Source organism: Microbacterium mangrovi (genome assembly GCF_000802305.1).
Lineage (GTDB): Bacteria > Actinomycetota > Actinomycetes > Actinomycetales > Microbacteriaceae > Microbacterium > Microbacterium mangrovi.
Genome location: NZ_JTDK01000006.1, coordinates 655,340 through 675,735, shown reverse-complemented (window position 1 = coordinate 675,735; position 20,396 = coordinate 655,340). Strand labels below are relative to the sequence as shown.

Below are 20,396 nucleotides of genomic sequence, written 5' to 3'. Positions count from 1 at the left end.
GTGCGGCTGAACGTCCTCGGTCCGATCGAGCTCGTGGCGTCGGGGCAGGCGGTGGAGGCCGGCCCTCCGAAGGAGCGCGTGCTCCTGGCGCTGCTCGCGATGCACGCCGACCGCGTGGTGCCGGCCGAGGTGCTCATCGACCGGCTGTGGTCGGGCTCTCCGCCGCCGAGCGCCCGCGGCAGCCTGCACGTCTACGTCTCGAATCTGCGCGCGCGACTGGAGCCCGGCCGCCCGCGAGGGGGGACGCCGCGCATCCTCGTCGGCGCCGCCGCCGGATACGGACTCATGACCGAGCGCCTCGAGCTGGATCTCGGCCAGTTCGAGGCGCTCGTGTCGGCCGGCGCGACGCATCTCGCCGCCGGACGCAACAGCGAGGCCGCGACGGCACTGACCTCCGCCCTCGGACTCTGGCGGGGCACGCCGTTCGCCGACGCGCGCGCGGCGGAATGGGCTCAGCCCGAGATCGACCGGCTCGAGGCGGCGCGGCTCGACGCGATCGAGAACCTGTGCGCCGCCGAACTCGAACTCGGCAGGCAGGGCGACGTCATCGCCCGGCTCGAGCCGCTTCTGCACCGGCATCCGCTGCGGGAACACGCGTGGGAGCTGCTGGCGCTCGCGTACTACCGGTCGGGCCGCCAGGCGGATGCCCTCACGAGCGTGAGCGGCATCCGGCGCCGGCTCGCCGACGAGCTCGGCATCGATCCGGGCCCGCGCCTGCAGGCTCTCGAGGGCGCGCTCCTCCGGCAGGATGCCGCGCTGTTGCCGACCCCGCCGGAGACCCGCGCCCACGCCGCCGCGGCGGACCTCGCACCGGCGCGAAGCTCGGAGGCCGCACGCCCGGAGGACCGCTTCGTCGGCCGCGCGGCCGCGCTCGCCGCTTTGGAGGAGGCGCTGACCGAAGCGCGCGCCGCCGGCCGGGTGGTGCTCGTGGACGGTGAGCCCGGCGTCGGCAAGACCGCGCTCGTGCGGCGCTTCGCCGGAGGCGTCGGCGTGCGCGTCGCGTGGGGCGCGAGTCCTGACCACGAGTCGGCGCCCGCCCTGTGGCCGTGGGAGCAGATCCTGCGCGGCCTCGCCGCGAGTGCGCCGGAGGTCACGGTTCCGCCTCCGATCGCGGCGTTCCTCGCCGGCGGCCTCGAGGGGAGTCCGGCCGCCGATGTGCCCGGGCAGCGCTGGCGGTTCTTCGAGGCGGTCGGGGGATTCCTCGGGTCGCTCGCGCCGGCCGTCATCGTTCTCGACGATCTCCACGCCGCCGATGAGGCGACGCTTCGCCTGCTCGTGCATGTCGCCGCGACGGCCACGCCCGGGCTCCTCGTCATCGCGACGCTCCGGCGGCTCGACACGGAGGCGCTGGGGCGCACCCGGGCGGAGCTGGCGCGGCGGGGCGCGCGGCACGTCGAGCTCGAGGGCCTGACCGTCGAGGAGACCCGGCAGCTCGTCGCGGAGATGTCGGGCGCCGACCCCGGCTCGCATCACGCGAGCTCGCTGCGAGTCCGCACGGGCGGCAACCCGTTCTTTCTCATCGAGGTCGCCCGCGCGGGCGACGCTGTGCCGCCGGGCGTGCGGGACGTCGTGCGCCGGCGCGTCGAGGCGCTGGGCGCCGAGACGACGCACCTGCTGGAGATCGCGGCACTCGCGGGCGGCGAGTTCGAGCTGGACGTCGTCGCGGAGGCGTCCGCACAGGACCCGGACGACGTCGGCGCGACGCTCGAACGCGCCACTGCGGCCGGTCTGATCCGGGAGATGCCGGACCGCGTCGGCCTGTACGGGTTCGCGCACACGCTGGTGGCGGATGCCCTGCTGTCGCGGCACTCGCGCCTGTGGCGGGCGCGGGGGAGCGAGCGAGTCGCGGCGGCTCTCACCCGCCGCCATGGCGAAGACGCGGGGCATGCGGCGGCGATCGCCCGGTGCTGGCTGGCGGCATCCGGGCTCGGTCCGGCCTCGGCGCGGCAGGCGCTGGAGTTCTCCGCGCGCGCCGCGAACGCGGCGCTGGCACGGCACGCCCCCGAAGACGCGGCGAGCCTCTGGCGGGATGCCCTCGGAGTGGCCGAGACGGCCGGTGCTTCGACCGAAGAGGCATTCGAGCTCGCGGTCGGCCTGGCCGAGAGCCTTTATGCGGCCGCGCGGTTCGACGACGGCTATGCGGCGGTGGAGCGGGCGCTCGTCCTCGCCGGCTCCGATGCCGTCCGAGCGGTGCGGGTGTGCGACATCGCGATGGGACACGGGCTCTGGGTGCCGTTCCGGTACGGATCGGATGTGGGCGCCGTCCGCGCGGCCATGGACGACGCCGTGCGTGTCCTGGTGCCGAGCGATCCGGCGTGGTCGACCGCGCAGGCGGTTCGCGCCGTCGTCTTCGCCCACACCGGCGACACCGATGAGGCTGAGACGGTGTCGGCTGCGGCGGTGGCCGCGGCAGACCGCGCGGGCGATACCGTGCACGTCCAGCGGATCCTCCATCTGCGCCTCATCGCCCTGCAGGGTCAGGACACCGCGCAGCAGCGCGCGGACACCGCACGCAGACTGCTCGCGATGCCCGGCCTCGCGCCGCATCTCCGGGTGATCGCGCAGCTGCAGCTGGTCGTCGCGCACACCGCGCATGCCACGGTGGCCGCGGCGCGGGAGCTGCTGGCCGAGATCGACGGGCAGCTGGCCGAGCTCCACAACCCCGCCCTCCTGCTTCAGGCGGCGGTGGCGCACGTCGGGCTCGATCTGTTTCAGGGGATGCCGGAGCCCCTGCGGCATCTGGAGCCCGTCGAGGAGGTTCTTCCCTTCACGGACGTCGCCTACTTCGATGTCGCGATGGTCTCGATCAGGATCGCCCAGCTGTTGCAGGCGGACGCCCTCTCCACGGAGGCGGGGTGGATCGAAGAAGTGCACCGGCGCACCCGCGGCGCCGGAATCGCGTCCGTCCTCGCGTTCGCCTGGGCGGGCGCCGGCGAGATCGCGCGGGCCCGCGCGCTGCTGCGGGAGACGCCGCTGCCGCCCCGCGACTACCAGTGGGCAGCGGCGGCCGCGGCGCGCCTCCTGGCCGCGATCCGCCTGGACGAGCGCGATCTGGTGCGGGACATGTACGACCTGCTGCGGCCGTACGCCGGGATGCTGCTGGTCAGCGGCACGTGCACCACGATCGTGGGTTCCTATGACGGGCTCCTCGGCGAGGCACTGCTCGCTCTCGGAGACCGCGACGGAGCCCGCATCCACCTGCGCAACGCCGTGCGCCTGCTCGAGGCCGCCGGTGCGGACTTCTGGTTGACGAGAGCGCGCCAAGCGCTCGCCAACTGTCTGTGAAGAGCGAACGGGCACCCTGTTTCCCACCAGTGGGGAGACAGCACATGAGTACATCCGAATCGCACGAACGCACCGCCGGCGCGACGATGCCGGCCTGGGTCGGCGAGATCTTCGATCGCGCCCTCGTCTGCGAATACGCGTCGCTGACGCGCGACGGCCGCCCCGTCACGTGGCCGGTCACGCCCTATCTCGGCGCGGACGGGACGATCGACGTGAGCACGGGCCTCACCTACCCGGACAAAGCGGAGCGCGCTCGCCGCGATCCCCGGGTCGCGCTGCTCTGCGCAGGTGCCGGGGACGAGGCCCCGGTCGTCCTCGTACGGGGCCGCGCAACGGTCCGCGACGCGGACCTGCAGTCGAACACGGACCGCTACGTGCGCGCGTCGATGCAGAAGACCGGCGCGGGCTTCCGGGGGATGCCGTGGTTCCTGGTGAAACGGCTCGGCTGGTACTTCGCGCGGATCTGGGTGGAGGTGACTCCGGAGCAGGTGTGGTGGTGGCCGGACGGCGACCTGGCGCGCGCTCCCGAGGTGTGGATGCCGGACGTCCCGCCCCTGGCGCCCGACTCCGATCCGCGCCCGGCCGGCCGACGGCTGCCGAGCCGATCGGTCCCGCCCGCGGAATGGCAGCCGTTCGCCGACCGTGCCGAACGGCTCGGCGCGCCGACGATCACGGGGGTCGCGGACGGGATGCCGCTGGCATTGCGCGCCCGCGAAGTCGTGCGCACGCCGGACGGCTTCGACCTGACGCTGCCGGCCGGCATCCCGCTGCCGGACGGCCCCGTGTGTCTGACGTTCCACCGGCATGGACCCGAGATGGAGTGGCAGGAGAACGTCGTGCTCGTGGGCACGGCCACCGCGTTCGGCGATCGCGTGTCGGTGCGGGTGGACCGGGCGCTGAACGATTGGAGCCTCGCCGGGACGCCGCGGGACCGCAGCCGCTCCTTCCTCGGGCAGGGCCGGATGCTCAAGCGGCGGCTCGTGGCCGAGGCTGCCCGACGCGGTCAGCCCGTCCCGCTCGTGCGACGCTGACGACCCGCACCCGCGTTCCCCTCTTCTCGCAGCCCTGCGCCCGTGTGCCGGCGTGGACAGCGTGCGGAAGAGATTGCGAAGAAGCCCTTCTCCTCGAGGGCGGGCTTTGCTACGCTCGTCTCATCGTCAACAGATTCTTTATGACTGTCTAACATGCGTTGACGTTCTGAGAAAGGCACCGTGCGAAGTGGCACACAACACAGCGAAGTACTACTCCGATCCCGACCTCGTGATGGACCCGCGCAACCTCGGCGCGATGCAGCCCAACCGCCTCTCGGCCTCGCGCAGCTTCCTGTCCAAGATGATCGGTGAGAACTGGACGATCGACCGCGACGAGTTCGAACTCGACGCCCGCGGCAACGGTCGCGCTCGCTACACGGTGAGCGCGCCCGGCGGCGCGATGACGTTCCTCGCGTTCCTCAAGCAGCCCTCGGGCAAGAATCGCACCGGCCGGATCATCGGCACAGCGTGGGACATGAGCGGGGCCCTGATCGACGGGGTCGCCTCGCCGGAGGACGTCGCGGCGACGGAGCGTGAGCTGCCTCGGCTCTACGAAGGGCGTGCCACTGCGAACACGCTCGTCTGGTTCCGCTCGAACCAGAGCCTTCGCATCTTCCGCTCGGTGCGGCAGTCTCTGGCCCGCGGCGAGCAGCCCGACGTCCGGGAGCTCAAGCGCGTGGGCTACATCATGCGCAACACCGGCCTCGACGGCAACGGGACGTTCGGGACGATGCCGTTCGCCGCGATTCCGAAGGGGCACCCGCTCGGCACGTCGTATCACGCCCAGATGCTCTCGGCCTACCTCATGCGCGAGCTCTCCGTGGACCTGGTCGAGGAGCTCGCCCGGCTCGACGCCCCCCAGACCGCGGTCCGGCTGGAGCCCTCCGTCAAGCGCCTGATCGGGGTGGGCAACGGGTCCGCGCTCGGGCTCGCGATGCTGGTGTACAACCGTCCTGTTCTCGTGAACGCCTACATCTCGGCATTCCTGAGGGTGCTCGATCACGTGCTCACGGACCCCGCTGTGGCCACCGGCGACAACCTCGCCCGCCTGGAGGAGCTCCTGGACCGAACGATCCGCTATCGCACGTTCCTCACGACGTCGTACCGGTTCTTCACCTCCAACATGGAGATCGTGGGGGACCTCCGCCGCATCCGCACCCAGGTCCGCGCCGCCCGTCGCGGCGAGGTGTCGGCGGCAGTCGATGAGTCCGTGCTGGGTGCCATCCACCGCTCTGTCGCCCCGCGCGTCAGCAAGGAGGCCCTCCACTCGTTCGACACCCTGCTGCTCGAACTGGTCCCCGAGTTCTGCGACGCGGTCGCCGCGACCGATCTCGACTTCGCGGAGCAGCTCGACCTCGACCCGTGCCTCGCACTCGCCGACCTGCGCGCGGTCATCCAGGAGCAGTACGGCTGGGCGCTGCGGATGCCGCTCAACGACGAGCACTTCCGCGATCGCGTCTGGTACCAGTCGCGGGCCGCCGAAGAGCCCCGCTCCGGGCCCCGCGAGGAGGTCCCGCACGCCCATGAACTGATCCCCAGCTATCCGACGATGATCCGGGCGCTCCTGGCCGCGGTCCGCGACACCGAGTCGTCCGCGGATCCCGATGAGCACACCGTCGGGGCGCTCGTCGGCCGGCATCCCGAACTCGAGCACATCACCCGGCTCGTCCTGGGGCTGCAGGACAAGCCGTATGCCGTCCCGCACGCGGACCCGCACGACAGCGACTTCATCCCGGTCTGGGTCATCCGCTTCGTCAACGCCTTCATCCACGGACTCGACCGCACCGAGGACCACATGGGTCGTGACGTGCGCGGCATCATCTTCGAATCTGCTCCGTTCCGCGACGCGATCGCCGGGTCCGACCCGTCGGGCTGGTGGTGGTCGTACCAGACGCCCGTCGGCGCCGCCTCCGCGGTTGCGCCGTCCGCGTCCCGCCCGGTGCTCGAGCAGGTTGCCGCGCCGCCGGCCGACCCGGCAGCCGAGAGTGCCAAGCTGACGCCGACCGACACGCCGATCACCCCGCCCGGCGAACACGCGACGGCGACGATCGACATGAAGCTCCGAGAGGTGCGACTCATGGCCGGGCGCGCCTCCCAGGCAATCAACGTGCCTGAGGGTTCGTGGCATGGCGCCCGCGACTTCGTCACCACGGCCATTGCGGCGGACCGTGAAGCAGCAACCGCGTTCGGCGACCTTCTCATCCGCGCCATCGATCCGACGACCGCGCTCGCCGCACCGTGGCGCTCGCCGGAGGGTCGGTCCGAAGAGGGCGTGCTCGTCATCGACAACCACGGCCAGAGCCTGCTCGCGACGGGTCATGTCCTGGTGAACCTCATCGGGGCGCGGGCGGCCGAGAAGCCCACACCGTTCCGAGTGGTCGGCGCTCGGGCAGACCACGCCGTGCCCGGCATCGCACTCGCGCTGGCGCGCTACGGCATCCGGCTCGATGCGCGAGCGGATGACGCGACGCACACCATCAGCGGGACGGTCGTCCGCGCCGTGCAGCCGAGCGCGCTGCGGGACGAGTACGCCGCGGTCGTCGGGCACTTCGCCCGGCACGGGCGCACGGTCGACGCGGCGACGTTCTGGAACATCTACTACCGCGGCAATGCGGGCCTGGATGCCGATACCCCGATCTCCCGGCAGCACACCGGCGGGACCGTGCTCGACGTCATCCGTCCGGGGGAGCGCATCACCAAACAGTTCAGCATCGAGGAGCTGCACCTGCTCACCGATCCTGACGAGTTGGACAACCAGCACTTCGCCGACCTGGTCGCCGCACACTGAGCGGCCCGCCGGCCGTCGGCCGGCCGGGCGGCCGGCGAACCGAACCTCACCGAAGAGAAAGAAACGCACAATGCTGTACGTCGACAGTCTGCTCTGCACCCCGCTGGAGAAGGAACGCCGCGATCACCGGCCCGCCCTCGAGGAGATCGCGAAGGGGCGCGTGGGATGCATCACCGTGACCGTCGGGTTCTGGGAGGACGCGACCGAGTCCATGGATCAGCTCGTCAAGTGGCGGTACATGGCAGAGGACAACGCCGACCTCGTCGAGATCGCGTACACGGCCGACGACATCACGCGCATCGCGGCGTCGGGTCGGTGCGCGATCCTGCTGGGGTTCCAGAACGTCGCCTTCCTGCAGGGCCGGCTCGGATACGTCGAGCACTTCGCCCGCATGGGAACCCGCGTCGGACAGCTGACCTACAACATCCAGTCGGACATCGGCGGCTCCTGCTACGAGCCGTCGGACTCGGGCCTGACCCGCTACGGCAAGTACGTCGTGCGCGAGATGAACCGCTGCGGCATGGTCGTCGACCTCTCCCACGTGGGCAACACGACGACGATGGATGCCATCCGGCACTCGACCGAGCCGGTCGCCATCACGCACTCGAATCCGTCGTCGCTCGCGCCGCACGCACGCAACAAACCCGATGACGTGCTCGACGCGCTCAAAGACAACGGCGGCGTGATCGGGCTCTCGGTCTACCGCAACATCGTGGGGGAGTACACGACGGCGCAGAAGTGGTCGGAACTGGTCGCGTGGACCGCGGACCGCATCGGTGTCGACCACATCGGGATCGGCACCGACTTCGACCAGACCGGTGGCATGGACTACCTCGAGTGGATGCGGCAGGGACGCTGGGCGCGCGAGATCCAGTACGGTGCAGGATCGAAGTCGAACTCCGGCCCGCAGCCCAAGCTCGGCTGGTTCGACGACCCCTCCCAATTCCCCGACGCCGAGGCCTGCCTGCGCGACCGGGGCTTCGACGAAACGGAGGTCGCGAAGATCATGGGCGGCAACTGGCTGGACTTCTACCGGCGCACCTTCAAGGCGCTCTGAACCGAACAGATCCGAACGGAACCGCAATGTCACTCACACAACCACTTCCGCGTGAAGGAGGTGCATCCGCGATGGATGCGTCTTTCGTCGAGGCCACATCGCTGACGAAGCGATTCGGCGACCACGTCGCCGTCGACGCCGTCGACCTCCAAGTGCGCAAGGGCGAGGTGATCTCGATCATCGGTCCCTCCGGCGCCGGCAAGTCCAGCTTCATCCGCTGTCTGAACCTCCTCGAGGTGCCCGATCACGGCGCGCTGCGCATCGGGGATGCGGCGATCGACTTCAGTGCCGGGCGGCCCTCGCACGCGCAGGTGCGTGCACTGCGGGCTCGCACCGGCATGGTCTTCCAGTCGTTCAACCTCTTTCCGCACTTCACCGCGCTCAAGAACGTCGCGCTCCCGCAGATGCGCGTGCACAAGCGCTCCAAGGCCGAGGCCGAAGAGCGCGCCATGGCGGAGCTCAGCCGCGTGGGGCTCGCGAGCAAGGCGAACGCCTATCCCGCCGAATGCTCCGGCGGACAGCAGCAGCGCATCGCGATCGCCCGCGCGCTCGCAATGGACCCCGAGCTGATGCTCTTCGACGAGCCGACCTCCGGTCTCGATCCCGAGATCGGGGCCGAGATCCTCCAGGTCATGCGATCGCTCGCCGCGGACGACATGACGATGCTCGTCGTCACGCACGAGATGGAGTTCGCCCGGCACGTGTCGCATCAGGTCGCCGTGATGGTCGACGGCGCGATCATCGAGCAGGGCAGCCCGGAGGCGATCATGTCCGATCCCGGGCACGAGCGCACGCGCCGGTTCCTCTCGGCCGTCCTGGGGCGATGAGATGCTCGACATCCTCACCTACATCGCCCTGGGTGCGACGTGGACCATCGCACTGACCCTCGGGTCGGCGGCGATCGGCATCGTCCTCGCGGTGCCCCTGCTGGCGCTCGCACGCAGTCGCTTCGCGGTGGTCCGGGGAATCTACAGCGCCATCGTCCATGTGGTGCGCGGAGTGCCCACGCTGGTCTGGCTGTTCCTCACCTTCTTCGGCGTCGGGCAGCTGGGGATCACCCTCACTCCGGTCACGGCATCCCTGCTCACGCTGTCGGTCATCGCCACGGCCTACATGGCCGAGATCTACCGCGGAGGGATGCAGGCCATCCCCGCCGGTCAGTGGGAAGCGGCGGGTGCGCTCAACTTCGGGCGGCTCGCCACCCTGCGCGACATCATCGGGCCGCAGCTGTTCCGCGCGGTGAGCCCGTCGGTCGCGACCCAGATCATCGGGCTGCTCAAGGACTCGGCACTGGTCTCGACCATCGGGGTGACCGATCTCGTGTTCCGGGCCGGTGTCATGACCCAGTACCACGCGCACGGGCTGTTCATGTTCGGGTTCGCCGGGCTGATCTATCTGCTGCTGAGCCTGCCCATCGCCCTGTTCTCCCGGAGCATCCACGCCCGCATCACGAGGAAGTACGCGATCGCATGAACGACTTCTCCTGGCTGTACACGTGGCCCCAGTACATCCCGCAGCTGCTTCCGGGTCTGTGGGTGGCAATCCTCATGACGGTGATCGCGTGCGTGGGCGGCTACATCCTCGGGTTCTTCCTCGCACTCCTGGTCGAATCGCCCTCGCGCATCGTTCACCACGTGGCGATCATCATCGTCGAGCTCGGTCGCGGCGTGCCCATTCTCGTGCTGCTGTACGTCTTCTATCAGGGGCTGCCGCAGCTGGGCATCCTGCTCGATCCCGGCCCCGCCGCGATCGCCGGCCTGATGTTCTCGGCGGCCGGATACTCGTCCGAGATGATCCGCGCCGGTTTGAACGCGGTTCCGAAGGGGCAGATCGAGGCGGCCGATTCGCTGTCGCTCCGCACGATCGACCGCTATCGGTTCATCGTGATCCCGCAGGCGGCGCGCATCTCGATCCCGCCGTTGGTGAACCTGACCATCATCATCTTCCAGGCGACCTCTCTGGCGACCGTCATCACCGTCCCCGAGATCATGCAGCACGCGGACGTCATCGGATCGGTCACGTTCCAGTACATGTCCGTGTACGTGGCGGCCGGCGTCCTCTACCTGTGCATCACCATCCCCGGTGCCATCCTCAGCGGCTCCCTGGAGAAGCGCATGAACGGACGGCCGACCTCGGGCCGTCGGACGGTCCGAGCCCTCATCCCGGGCGTGCGCGAGCCGCAATCCGTGTGAGACCCGGTCCGCCGGCGACGCGCGTCCCCGAAAACGAAACCCCACCCCACCCGACGAAGGAGTCATCCATGAAGAAAGCCCTGCCCCTCGCCGCACTGACCGTTGCGGCCCTTCTCGCCCTCACCGGCTGTGACAGCACTCCTCCGGGCGCAGCCGCCGGCGCGACGGGCGCGACGAAGGACTGCACCCCGCGGGATGCCGACCTGAAGACCATCTCCACCGGAACGCTCACGGTCGCGCAATACGACTACGTGCCGTTCTCGATGTCGGATGCACCCGGAAAGCTCACGGGCCTCGAGGGCGATGTGCTGACCAAGTTCGCGCAGGCCGAATGCCTGACCCTGCAGATCAACAAGGGCGACGCGGCGGCGATGATCACCTCGGTCTCGACCGGACGTGCGGACACGACGCTCGGCTCTTGGTATCGCACCGCGGAGCGCGCCAAGGTGGTGCGTCTGTCGGCTCCGGTGGTCACGTCGCCGCTGTCGGTGGTCTCCAAGAACGAGATCGCAACGGTCGACGAGCTCGAGAAGGCGAAAGTCGGCGTCGGTCACGGACTCGTCGGTGTCGACAAGCTCCAGGCGCTCCTCGGCAGCAGCCTCAAGCTCTACCAGAACGACGACGCGGTCTACGACGACCTCAACGCGGGACGCATCAACGCCACCGTCGGCGGGTTCATCGCCGCGAACCAGTACCTGAAGAAGCACGACATGACGGGGTACGAGGTGACGGTGCTCCAGTCGGATGAGCGGCTTCCCGCAACCGTGCAACCGGGCCAGACCAACTTTCCCGTGAACCTCCAGAACGCCGAGCTCGGCGAGGCGATCGACAGCTATATCGCCGAACTGCGCGCATCCGGCGAGCTCGACAAGATCGCCGAGAAGTACGGCCTCGACCCGAAGGTGATGCATCCCGCGGCACCCAACCTGCTCTGAGCGCCGAGGCGGCGCACGGCCCGGCAGCGACCCGCTGCCGGGCCATTCCTCCGAGTGATGGGAATATGAGCGGCATGAGCCTGCAAACCGTGTCCAAGACGATCAAGGTCCTCGAAGCCTTCCTGCAGTTCGACGGGGGCCGGGCGAGCGTCTCGGGAATCGCCCGGGAGCTGGGCTGGTCGCGCGCGGCTGCGCATCAGTACGTCTCAACCCTCGCCGAAGGGGGCTGGCTGCAGCAGGACGAGGAGCGCGAGTATCGCCTGTCGCCGCGGGCCGCCGTGTTCGGCCGGTTCGCGATCGAATACTCGGCCATTCCGCCGGAGGTCTCGCGGCGGATGGAGCCGCTGGTGCAGCTCCTCAACGAACCCATCTCGTTCGCCGTCCTCAACGGCAATGAGGCGATCATCGTGGAGCGGCACGAGCCCAAGCGCCCGTTCGCGATCACACAGGCGGCCGAACCGCACCTCGAACTGCGCACGTCGGCGTCGGGCATGGTGCTGCTGGCGTTCGACGCGCATGTGGACCGGGCACGATTCACCGATATGGGCGACACCCTGGCCGCGGTGCGCGCGAGCGGCTACGCCCAGTCGCACTCCGAGTGGATGGGCGATGTGGTCGACGTCGTCGCGGTGCCGATCATGCTCGGGCAGGAATGCCTGGGTGCCCTGAGTGTGATCGCTCCGTCCGGACGCTTGGACATTCCGCTGGCCCGGGACACCCTGCTGCGCTCTCGTCGGGAGATCGAAGCGGAGATGTCCGGCGACGCCTGAGTGCGCGTGGGCCGGCGTCACTCAGCGCAGGTCGTACACGCGCTTGTACTTGCCCTCCGAGCGGGGGAGCGCGCCCGGCTCCTCCAGCACGATGTCCACCGTGGTGCCGATGTGCTGCTTGATCCGCTTCTGCAGCACGACGGCCGCGGCCTCGCACGTGGCGCGGTCGAGCGAAGGATGCCGTTCGATGCGCACGGTGAGCGCGTCCATGTGTCCGGGGTGGGTGAGCTCCAGGATGAAGTGCGGGGTGAGCTGCTCGATCCCGAGCACGAGCTCCTCGATCTGGGTCGGGAACAGGTTCACGCCGCGCAGGATGATCATGTCGTCGTCGCGGCCGGTGACCTTCTGCATGCGGCGCATGCCCGGCCGGGCGGTGCCCGGCAGCAGACGCGTGAGGTCGCGCGTGCGGTAGCGGATCACCGGGAAGGCCTCTTTGGTGAGCGAGGTGAACACGAGCTCGCCGAGCACCCCGTCGCCGACCGCGGCCCCCGTTTCGGCGTCGATGGTCTCGGGGAGGAAGTGATCCTCCCAGATGTGCGGACCGTCCTTGGTCTCGACGCACTCGTTCGCGACGCCGGGACCCATGACCTCGCTGAGGCCGTAGATGTCGACGGCGTCGAGGTCGAATCGCTCCTCGATGGCGGTGCGCATCTCGTTCGTCCACGGCTCGGCGCCGAGGATGGCGACCTTCAGGGACGTCGAGCGGGGATCGATCCCGGCGGCCTCGAGCGCATCTCCGATGGTGAGGAGGTAGCTCGGCGTGCACGAGATGGCATCCGGCCGGAAGTCGTTGATCAGCTGCGCCTGCCGTGCGGTCTGCCCGCCGGAGATCGGGATGACGGTCGCCTCGAGAGCCTGGGCTCCGTCGTGCAGGCCGAGGCCGCCCGTGAACAGGCCGTAGCCGTAGGCGTTGTGCAGCAGCATCCCCCGGCGCACGCCGGATGCCCGCAGCGACCGCGCCACCAGGCTCGCCCACCGGTCGAGGTCGCCCTGCGTGTATCCGACCACGGTGGGGCGTCCGGTGGTGCCGGAGGACGCGTGGATGCGGCGCACCTGGTCCATCGGGACGGCGAACATGCCGAACGGGTACGACTGGCGCAGGTCCTCCTTCGTCGTGAACGGGAGCTTTCGCACGTCGTCGAGTTCGCGGATGTCGTCGGGATGCACGCCGGCCGCATCGAACTTGGTGCGATAGAGCGGGACGTTCTCGTACGCGCGGCGGACCGTGCTCTGCAGGCGCTCGAGCTGGAGCTCGCGCAGTTCGTCGATGCTCAGGCGCTCCTCCGCATCGAGGTCGGCGGCGTCGGGAGCGGAGACGTGGTGGGCGGCGGTCATGTGGGATTCCTCTGCATCGGGGCGATCCGGGCGAGCTTTCAGAGCGGGCGGTTGGTGGTGAACGAGCGACCGCGGAACTCCGCGACGACGTCGCCGGTCTCGTCGGTGACGGTGACGTCGTAGAGACCGTTGCGACCGCTGCGCACGCGGCGCACGGCGGTCGCGGTGAGCGTCTGCCCGGCCGTCGTCGACTTCAGGAACGCGATGTCCGCGCCGGCGGCGACGGTCACCTTCTCGTCTTCGTTGCACGCGTATGCGAACGCCGTGTCGGCGAGGGCGAAGACCATGCCGCCGTGGGTGATGGCGAAGCCGTTGGTCATGTCGTCGCGGATGAGCATCGACATGACGGCGCGTCCGGGCTCGTTCACCTCGATGCGGATGCCGAGCGCCCGCGCGGCGCGGTCGTTCTGCATCATCGTGTGCGTGGAGCGGGTGGCGTCCGGCATCCTGTTCTCCTTCGAACGTGTGCGTCTGTGCCAGAGTATGCCATAATTACTGAACGAACGGTTGGTATTTCCGGACGGAGGGTCGACGATGACCGAGACCATGACGCCAGACGCGCAGGCCGAGCTGCAGGCGGAGTTCGACGCGCTCATCGCCGCCGATCAGCGCATCGAGCCGCGGGACTGGATGCCGGACGCCTACCGGCGCACCCTCATCCGGCAGATCTCGCAGCACGCGCACTCCGAGATCATCGGCATGCAGCCGGAGGGCAACTGGATCACGCGGGCTCCGAGCCTCAAGCGCAAGGCGATCCTGATGGCGAAGGTGCAGGATGAGGCGGGCCACGGTCTGTACCTGTACGCGGCCGCGCAGACGCTGGGCATCGCCCGCGACGTGATGACGCAGCAGCTCATCGACGGCAAGGCCCGCTACTCGTCGATCTTCAACTACCCGACGCCGACGTGGGCCGATATGGGGGCGATCGGCTGGCTCGTGGACGGGGCCGCGATCTGCAACCAGGTGCCGCTGTGCCGGGCGTCGTACGGTCCGTACGGGCGGGCGATGGTGCGCATCTGCAAGGAGGAGTCGTTCCACCAGCGGCAGGGCTTCGAGATCCTGCTGACGCTCATGCAGGGGAGCGAGGCGCAGCGCGAGATGGCGCAGGATGCCGTGAACCGCTGGTACTGGCCGAGCCTCATGATGTTCGGGCCGCCCGATGACGAGTCGCCGAACTCGGCCCAGTCGATGGCGTGGAAGATCAAGCGCTTCTCGAACGACGATCTGCGTCAGCGGTTCATCGGGATGCTCGTCCCGCAGGCCGAGGCGCTGGGAGTCACTCTGCCCGACCCGGAGCTGCGCTGGGACGAGGAGAACGAGCGCTGGATCACCAGCGAGATCGACTGGACCGAGTTCCAGGAGGTGCTCGCCGGCCGCGGCCCGATGAACGCGTACCGCCTGCAGCACCGTCGCGACGCCCACGAGGACGGAGCCTGGGTCCGCGAGGCCGCCGCGGCCTACGCCGAGAAACGGTCGCCCCGCGAGCGAAGCGAGACGAAACGCGGCGCCGAGTCCGATCGAGAGGCCGCCTGATGCACGGAGTCCTGCGCCCTGAGCTTGTCGAAGGGCAAACCACCCCCGATCGAGAGGCCGCCTGATGTCCGCACCCGGTTCCGACTCGACCCGCACGGACGCCCCCGAGGTGTGGCCGCTGTGGGAGGTGTTCGTGCGCGCCTCCCGTGGCCTCAGCCATGTGCACGTCGGCTCGCTGCACGCGCCGGATGCCGAGATGGCGCTGCGCAACGGCCGCGACCTGTACACCCGCCGCGGCGAGGGGGTCTCGATCTGGGTGGTGCCGTCCGAGGCGATCACCACCAGCGACCCGGCCCACAAGGGCGCCCTGTTCGAGAGCGCGGCCGGCAAGAACTACCGGCACGCCAAGTACTACACCGCCTCCGAGGGGGTGCCGCACCTGTGAGCGAGACCACCCAGACTGATGGCGTCCACGTCACCGTCGACGAGATCGCTCTGTCCACCGAGCTCGCCGGCGGCGACGGCGTCGCACCGTCCGCCGACGTCGCGGAGTACGCGCTGTGGCTCGGTGACGACGCACTGATCCTCGCCCAGCAGCTGGGCGCCTGGATCGCGCGGGCCCCCGAGCTCGAAGAGGACGTCGCGCTCGGCAACATCGCCCTCGACGACCTCGGCCACGCCCGCAGCCTGCTGCGGTACGCCGGAACCTGGGACGGCCGCAGCGAAGACGACCTCGCCTACTTCCGCGACGAACCCGACTGGCGCACCGCGTGGCTGTTCGAGCAGCCGAACGGCGACTTCGCGCACACCATCGCGCGGCAGCTGGTGGCATCCTGCTTCCAGTTCGAGCTGTACACCGCGCTGCAGCGCTCCACGGACGCCCCGCTCGCGGCGATCGCGGCCAAGGCGGTCAAAGAGGTGGAGTACCACCGCGATCATGCCGTGCAGTGGACGCTGCGCCTCGCCGACGGCACGGAGGAGTCCCGCCGTCGGATGATCACCGCCGTGACCGACATCTGGCCGTACGTCGACGAGCTGTTCCGCGACGGGCCGCTGATCGAACGGCTCGAGAAGGATGCCCCCGGCGTCGCCGTTCGTCCCTCGAGCCTGCGCGGCCGGTTCGACGAGGTCATCGCCGCCGTCTTCGCCGAGTGCGATCTCGAGGTGCCGGACGTGCCCCCGAGCTCCGCGGGCGGCAGACGCGGCATCCACTTCCCGGCGATGGGCTACCTGCTCGCCGAGATGCAGGTGCTCGCCCGGCAGCATCCGGGGGTGACCTGGTGACCGCGTGGGACGTCGCATCGACCGTGGCCGACCCGGAGATCCCGGTGCTGTCGATCGCCGACCTCGGCGTGCTGCGCGAGGTCCGCGAAGACGGCGATGCCGTCACGGTCACGATCACTCCGACCTATTCGGGATGCCCGGCCATGGAGACGATCCGCGACGACCTGGTGCTCGCCCTGACCGCCGCCGGCTTCGCCCGGGTGGACGTGCGCACGGCCCTCGCCCCCGCCTGGACGACCGACTGGATCACCCCGCGCGGGCGCGAGGCGCTCGCCGCGTTCGGGATCGCGCCCCCGGGTGCGGTGACCGAGCGCCGCGGGCCGATCCCGCTGCGGCTGTCGGTGAAGTGCCCGCGCTGCGGATCCCTGGACACCCGGGAACTCGCCCGGTTCGGCTCCACCTCGTGCAAGGCGCTGTACCAGTGCCGGGCGTGCGACGAGCCGTTCGACCACTTCAAGGCGCACTGACATGCCGGCGCGAGGACGCTTCCATGCCCTGACGGTCGCCGATGTGCGACCCCTCACCGACGACGCCATCGAGGTGACCTTCGCCGTGCCGGAGGAGCTCGTCGACGACTACCGCTACCTGCCCGGGCAGAACGTCGCGCTGCGGGCCCGGATCGACGGCCGCGAGGTGCGCCGCTCGTACTCCCTGTGCCGGGCGCCCCGACCCGGCACGGCGACAGGACCCGGCGAGGTCAGCGTGGCCATCAAACGCGACCCCGGGGGCCGGTTCTCGGCCTGGGCGCACACGGAGCTGCATCCGGGGACCGTGCTCGACGTGATGAGCCCGCAGGGCACGTTCACGACCCGGCTCGCCGAGCTCGAGGGCACGCACGTGGCGGGCATCGCCGCCGGGTCGGGCATCACCCCGCTGATGGCGGTCGCGACCTCCGTGCTGGAGGCATCCGACACGTCCCGGTTCACGCTCGTCTACACGAACCGGTCGCAGACCGACGTCATGTTCGCGGACGAGCTCGCCGACCTGAAGGACCGCTTTCCGGCGCGGCTGACGCTGCACCACGTGCTCTCCCGCGAACAGCGAGCGGCGCCCGTCCTGTCCGGCCGCATCGACGAGCCGAAGCTGCGGACGATCCTGGACCGGCTGCTGCCGCCCGCGACCGTCGACGAGTGGTTCCTGTGCGGCCCCATCGAGCTGGTGCAGCTGTGCCGGGACGTGCTCGAAGACGCCGGCGTGCCGCGCGAGCACATCCGCTTCGAGCTGTTCACCACGGGGGAGGACCACGAGCAGCCGGCCCGTCCTGTCGCGGTGCGCGCGGACGAGCCGACCTACGCGCTGGATTTCACCCTCGACGGCCAGAGCAACCACGTCGACAGTCCGCTCGTCGCGCGCGAATCGCTGCTCACCGCGGCGCTGAGAGTGCGTCCGGACGCCCCGTACTCGTGCTCGGGCGGGGTGTGCGGCACGTGCCGGGCGCGCCTGGTGCAGGGCTCGGTGACGATGACCGAGAACTACGCGCTCGAGCCCGACGAGATCGAGCGGGGTTACGTGCTCACCTGCCAGTCGCACCCCACGACCGACCGAGTCGTGGTGGACTACGACAGCTGACCGACGACCGCTCAGGAGGATCGCATGATCGAGCTCGACATCCGTCCCGTGGCCGATGACGTCCAACTCGCGATCGTGACCCTGGACGCCCCCGACAAGCTCAACGCCCTCGACGTCGAGGGGCTCGAGGAGCTCGCGGCCGCGTACGCGGTGGCCGAGTCGTCCGGCGTGCGCGCCCTGGTGCTGCGCGGCGAGGGGCGGGCGTTCTGCGCCGGGCGGGACATCGCCGGGGTGGATGCCGCCACCGACGACGTGTCCGGGTACCTCGACGGTGCGCTGGCTCCGCTGCTGCAGACCATGGCCGCGTTCCCCGCGCCGACCTTCGCGGTCGCGCACGGCGCGTGTCTGGGGGTGGGACTCGGGCTGCTGATCGCGACGGACGTCGTCTACGTCGCCGACACGGCCAGGATCGGCTCGCCGTTCGCCGCGCTCGGAGCCGCGCTGGATTCCGGCGGCCACGCCCTGTTCTACGAGCGGCTGGGCGCGCATCGCGCCCTCGACCTGATCTACACCGGACGACTGATGACCGGGGCGGAGGCGGAGACCGCGGGACTCTTCTCCCAGGTCTTCCCGGCGGACGAGGTCGAGGAGGCCACGATCGCGGCCGCCGAGACGGCCGCGGTCGGCGCCACCCAGGCGTTCCTCGCCTCCAAGCGCATCATCCAGGAGCTCCGCGACGAAAGGCTGGGGCTGTGGGCCGCCCTCGCCCGAGAGAACGCCGCGCAGGTCGCCCTGCAGGCGACCGCCGACTACCGCGAGGGCTTCGCCGCCTTCACCGAGAAGCGCAAGCCGGTCTTCCGCGGCGAGTGATCCGCGGTTCGCTGACAGCGCACGCGTCCGGCTTCCGGCATCCGCCGGGTCGGCGTTAGGTTTGTTGACGCACCGCAACGATCGGCCGCCGCCGGGGGCGTGCGTGCAGGAAGGACGCCATGCTCGGCAAGCTCCTCGTTCGCTATCTCAGCCCCGCGTGGGCGCTGATGGTCGGCGTCCTCGTCTTCCAGATCGCGCAGTCTCTGGCATCCCTGTGGCTGCCGACGCTCAACGCCGACATCATCGACAAGGGCGTCATCACCGGCGACATCGGCTACATCTGGCGCACCGGCGCGCTGATGCTCGCGGTGAGCCTGGCGCAGATCGTCTGCTCGATCGTCGCCGTGTACTTCGGGTCGCGGCTGGCGATGGGGATGGGACGCGACCTCCGGCACGACCTCTTCCGCCGCGTGGTGTCGTTCTCCCAGCGGGAGGTCGGCGCCTTCGGCGCCCCGTCGCTGATCACCCGCAACACGAACGACGTGCAGCAGGTGCAGATGCTGGTGCAGATGTCGGCGACCCTGATGGTCTCGGCGCCCATCCTCGCGATCGGCGGGGTGATCTTCGCGATCAAGCAGGATGTCGGGCTGTCCTGGCTGATGCTCGTCTCGGTGCCGGTGCTGCTGATCATCGTGTCGCTCATCGTGGTGCGGATGGTGCCCGCGTTCCGGTCGATGCAGCGCCGGATCGACCGCGAGAACCAGATCATGCGCGAGCAGCTCACGGGCATCCGCGTGGTGCGTGCTTTCGTTCGTGAACGGCAGGAGCGCGCCCGGTTCACGCAGGCCTCGGCCGACGTGCGCGACACGGGCCTGCGGGCCGGGAACCTCATGGCGATGATGTTCCCCGCGGTGATGCTGGTGCTGAACGTCTCCTCGGTCGCCGTGATCTGGTTCGGCGCGTTCCAGGTGCAGGACGGCAGCGCCCAGATCGGCACGCTGTTCGCGTTCCTCACGTACCTCATGCAGATCCTCATGGGCGTGATGATGGCCACGATGATGTTCGTCATGATCCCGCGGGCGGCGGTGTGCGCGACCCGCATCGGCGAGGTCCTCGAGACGACGCCGTCCGTGGCGGTGCCGGCGAGCCCCGAGGATGCCCCGGCACCCGTCGGCCGCATCGAGTTCGACCACGTCGATTTCGCGTACCCCGGAGCCGACGACGCGGTCCTGCACGACATCAGCTTCACGCTGGAGCCCGGCACGACGACGGCGATCATCGGATCGACCGGCTCCGGCAAGACGACCCTGATCGGTCTCATCCCGCGGCTGTTCGACGTGACGGCGGGCTCGGTCACTGTCGACGGCGTGGACGTGCGCGACTACGACCCGGACGAACTGTGGAGGCGCGTCGGCCTCGTGCCGCAGCGGGCGTTCCTGTTCAGCGGGACCGTGGCATCCAACCTCCGCTACGGCGACGAGGAAGCGACCGACGACGACCTGTGGCGGGCGCTGGAGATCGCGCAGGGGCGCGACTTCGTGGAGAGGATGCCGGAGCAGCTGGAGGCGCCGATCGCGCAGGGCGGCACCAACGTGTCCGGCGGTCAGCGGCAGCGGCTCGCGATCGCCCGCGCCCTCGTGCGAAACCCCGAGGTGTACATCTTCGACGACTCGTTCTCCGCCCTGGACCTGCGCACCGACGCGGCCCTGCGACACGCGCTGGACACCCGGCTGCCGGATGCGACCAGACTCGTCGTCGCGCAGCGCGTGTCGACGATCCAGCACGCCGACCAGATCCTCGTGCTCGACCACGGCCGCATCGTCGGCATGGGCACGCACGACGAACTGGTCTCGTCCAACGACACGTATCGCGAGATCGTGGACTCCCAGCTCTCGGTGGAGGCAGCGTGAGCGGCCCGCGCGGACCC

General features: G+C 70.0%; 18 protein-coding genes. 16 read left to right on the top strand and 2 right to left on the bottom strand.

All coding sequences use genetic code 11. The annotated features are described in order from the left end of the window. From LK09_RS06995 to LK09_RS06955, 9 genes are all read left to right on the top strand, one after another. Complete coding sequence (locus LK09_RS06995) at positions 1 to 3,285, top strand: AfsR/SARP family transcriptional regulator (RefSeq protein ID WP_039397416.1); 3,285 nt, start codon at positions 1 to 3, stop codon at positions 3,283 to 3,285. Between the two features lie 44 nt (positions 3,286 to 3,329). Then, positions 3,330 to 4,316, top strand: a complete 987-nt coding sequence (locus tag LK09_RS06990) for a pyridoxamine 5'-phosphate oxidase family protein (protein WP_039397414.1) — start codon at positions 3,330 to 3,332, stop codon at positions 4,314 to 4,316. 187 nt (positions 4,317 to 4,503) lie between these two features. After that, complete coding sequence (locus LK09_RS21735; protein WP_052226477.1) at positions 4,504 to 7,104, top strand: hypothetical protein; 2,601 nt, start codon at positions 4,504 to 4,506, stop codon at positions 7,102 to 7,104. Between the two features lie 70 nt (positions 7,105 to 7,174). Further along, positions 7,175 to 8,161 (top strand): dipeptidase, encoded by a 987-nt coding sequence (locus LK09_RS06980; RefSeq protein WP_052226476.1) that lies wholly within the window; start codon positions 7,175 to 7,177, stop codon positions 8,159 to 8,161. Between the two features lie 71 nt (positions 8,162 to 8,232). Further along, positions 8,233 to 8,988, top strand: coding sequence for an amino acid ABC transporter ATP-binding protein (locus LK09_RS06975; RefSeq protein ID WP_039397412.1), 756 nt, complete (start codon positions 8,233 to 8,235; stop codon positions 8,986 to 8,988). Position 8,989: 1 nt separating this feature from the next. Beyond that, a complete protein-coding gene (locus LK09_RS06970; protein WP_039397410.1) occupies positions 8,990 to 9,634 on the top strand; it encodes an amino acid ABC transporter permease in 645 nt (214 codons plus the stop codon). Continuing rightward, positions 9,631 to 10,353 carry an amino acid ABC transporter permease gene (locus LK09_RS06965; protein ID WP_052226475.1) on the top strand — a complete coding sequence of 241 codons (723 nt, stop codon included), beginning with the start codon at positions 9,631 to 9,633 and terminating at the stop codon, positions 10,351 to 10,353. The genes LK09_RS06970 and LK09_RS06965 overlap by 4 nt, the downstream gene beginning before the upstream one ends. Before the next feature lie 68 nt (positions 10,354 to 10,421). Further along, positions 10,422 to 11,288 (top strand): substrate-binding periplasmic protein, encoded by an 867-nt coding sequence (locus LK09_RS06960; protein WP_052226474.1) that lies wholly within the window; start codon positions 10,422 to 10,424, stop codon positions 11,286 to 11,288. Between the two features lie 74 nt (positions 11,289 to 11,362). Then, the gene (locus LK09_RS06955) at positions 11,363 to 12,058 is read left to right on the top strand and encodes an IclR family transcriptional regulator (protein ID WP_197060985.1); all 696 of its coding nucleotides are present in this window, start codon (positions 11,363 to 11,365) and stop codon (positions 12,056 to 12,058) included. 21 nt (positions 12,059 to 12,079) lie between these two features. On the opposite strand, the gene paaK is transcribed toward LK09_RS06955, so the two are convergent. Together paaK and paaI are read right to left on the bottom strand one after the other, a co-directional pair. Further along, positions 12,080 to 13,393 (bottom strand): phenylacetate--CoA ligase PaaK, encoded by a 1,314-nt coding sequence (paaK, locus tag LK09_RS06950; RefSeq protein ID WP_039397406.1) that lies wholly within the window; start codon positions 13,391 to 13,393, stop codon positions 12,080 to 12,082. Between the two features lie 38 nt (positions 13,394 to 13,431). Continuing rightward, positions 13,432 to 13,839 carry a hydroxyphenylacetyl-CoA thioesterase PaaI gene (gene paaI / locus LK09_RS06945; RefSeq protein ID WP_039397404.1) on the bottom strand — a complete coding sequence of 136 codons (408 nt, stop codon included), beginning with the start codon at positions 13,837 to 13,839 and terminating at the stop codon, positions 13,432 to 13,434. Positions 13,840 to 13,927: 88 nt separating this feature from the next. On the opposite strand from paaI, the gene paaA reads away from it, so the two are divergent. The 7 genes from paaA (at position 13,928) to LK09_RS06910 (ending at position 20,379) form a co-directional block, all read left to right on the top strand. Further along, a complete protein-coding gene (gene paaA, locus LK09_RS06940; protein ID WP_039397403.1) occupies positions 13,928 to 14,926 on the top strand; it encodes a 1,2-phenylacetyl-CoA epoxidase subunit PaaA in 999 nt (332 codons plus the stop codon). Between the two features lie 64 nt (positions 14,927 to 14,990). After that, on the top strand, positions 14,991 to 15,311 hold the full coding sequence (gene paaB / locus LK09_RS06935) for a 1,2-phenylacetyl-CoA epoxidase subunit PaaB (protein ID WP_039397401.1): 321 nt from the start codon (positions 14,991 to 14,993) through the stop codon (positions 15,309 to 15,311). Further along, on the top strand, positions 15,308 to 16,150 hold the full coding sequence (gene paaC, locus LK09_RS06930; RefSeq protein WP_039397399.1) for a 1,2-phenylacetyl-CoA epoxidase subunit PaaC: 843 nt from the start codon (positions 15,308 to 15,310) through the stop codon (positions 16,148 to 16,150). Before paaB ends, paaC begins: the two co-directional genes overlap by 4 nt. After that, the gene (gene paaD / locus LK09_RS06925; RefSeq protein ID WP_039398230.1) at positions 16,144 to 16,617 is read left to right on the top strand and encodes a 1,2-phenylacetyl-CoA epoxidase subunit PaaD; all 474 of its coding nucleotides are present in this window, start codon (positions 16,144 to 16,146) and stop codon (positions 16,615 to 16,617) included. The genes paaC and paaD overlap by 7 nt, the downstream gene beginning before the upstream one ends. Position 16,618: 1 nt before the next feature. After that, entirely contained in the window at positions 16,619 to 17,719 is a 1,101-nt protein-coding gene (paaE, locus tag LK09_RS06920; protein ID WP_039397397.1) for a 1,2-phenylacetyl-CoA epoxidase subunit PaaE, read from the top strand. Between the two features lie 24 nt (positions 17,720 to 17,743). Next, complete coding sequence (locus LK09_RS06915; protein ID WP_039397395.1) at positions 17,744 to 18,529, top strand: enoyl-CoA hydratase/isomerase family protein; 786 nt, start codon at positions 17,744 to 17,746, stop codon at positions 18,527 to 18,529. A 119-nt stretch (positions 18,530 to 18,648) separates the two neighbouring features. Beyond that, positions 18,649 to 20,379, top strand: a complete 1,731-nt coding sequence (locus tag LK09_RS06910) for an ABC transporter ATP-binding protein (RefSeq protein WP_039397393.1) — start codon at positions 18,649 to 18,651, stop codon at positions 20,377 to 20,379. Positions 20,380 to 20,396 lie beyond the last annotated feature (17 nt).

Bases quoted from the DNA above. Each gene is read 5' to 3' on its own strand.
- paaA (WP_039397403.1), top strand. From the start codon at position 13,928: ATGACCGAGACCATGACGCCAGACGCGCAGGCCGAGCTGCAGGCGGAG.
- LK09_RS06980 (WP_052226476.1), top strand. From the start codon at position 7,175: ATGCTGTACGTCGACAGTCTGCTCTGCACCCCGCTGGAGAAGGAACGC.
- LK09_RS06975 (WP_039397412.1), top strand. From the start codon at position 8,233: ATGGATGCGTCTTTCGTCGAGGCCACATCGCTGACGAAGCGATTCGGC.
- paaE (WP_039397397.1), top strand. From the start codon at position 16,619: ATGCCGGCGCGAGGACGCTTCCATGCCCTGACGGTCGCCGATGTGCGA.
- LK09_RS06910 (WP_039397393.1), top strand. From the start codon at position 18,649: ATGCTCGGCAAGCTCCTCGTTCGCTATCTCAGCCCCGCGTGGGCGCTG.
- LK09_RS06915 (WP_039397395.1), top strand. From the start codon at position 17,744: ATGATCGAGCTCGACATCCGTCCCGTGGCCGATGACGTCCAACTCGCG.
- LK09_RS06960 (WP_052226474.1), top strand. From the start codon at position 10,422: ATGAAGAAAGCCCTGCCCCTCGCCGCACTGACCGTTGCGGCCCTTCTC.
- LK09_RS06965 (WP_052226475.1), top strand. From the start codon at position 9,631: ATGAACGACTTCTCCTGGCTGTACACGTGGCCCCAGTACATCCCGCAG.
- LK09_RS06990 (WP_039397414.1), top strand. From the start codon at position 3,330: ATGAGTACATCCGAATCGCACGAACGCACCGCCGGCGCGACGATGCCG.
- paaI (WP_039397404.1), bottom strand. From the start codon at position 13,839: ATGCCGGACGCCACCCGCTCCACGCACACGATGATGCAGAACGACCGC.
- paaK (WP_039397406.1), bottom strand. From the start codon at position 13,393: ATGACCGCCGCCCACCACGTCTCCGCTCCCGACGCCGCCGACCTCGAT.
- LK09_RS06970 (WP_039397410.1), top strand. From the start codon at position 8,990: ATGCTCGACATCCTCACCTACATCGCCCTGGGTGCGACGTGGACCATC.
- paaB (WP_039397401.1), top strand. From the start codon at position 14,991: ATGTCCGCACCCGGTTCCGACTCGACCCGCACGGACGCCCCCGAGGTG.
- LK09_RS06955 (WP_197060985.1), top strand. From the start codon at position 11,363: ATGAGCCTGCAAACCGTGTCCAAGACGATCAAGGTCCTCGAAGCCTTC.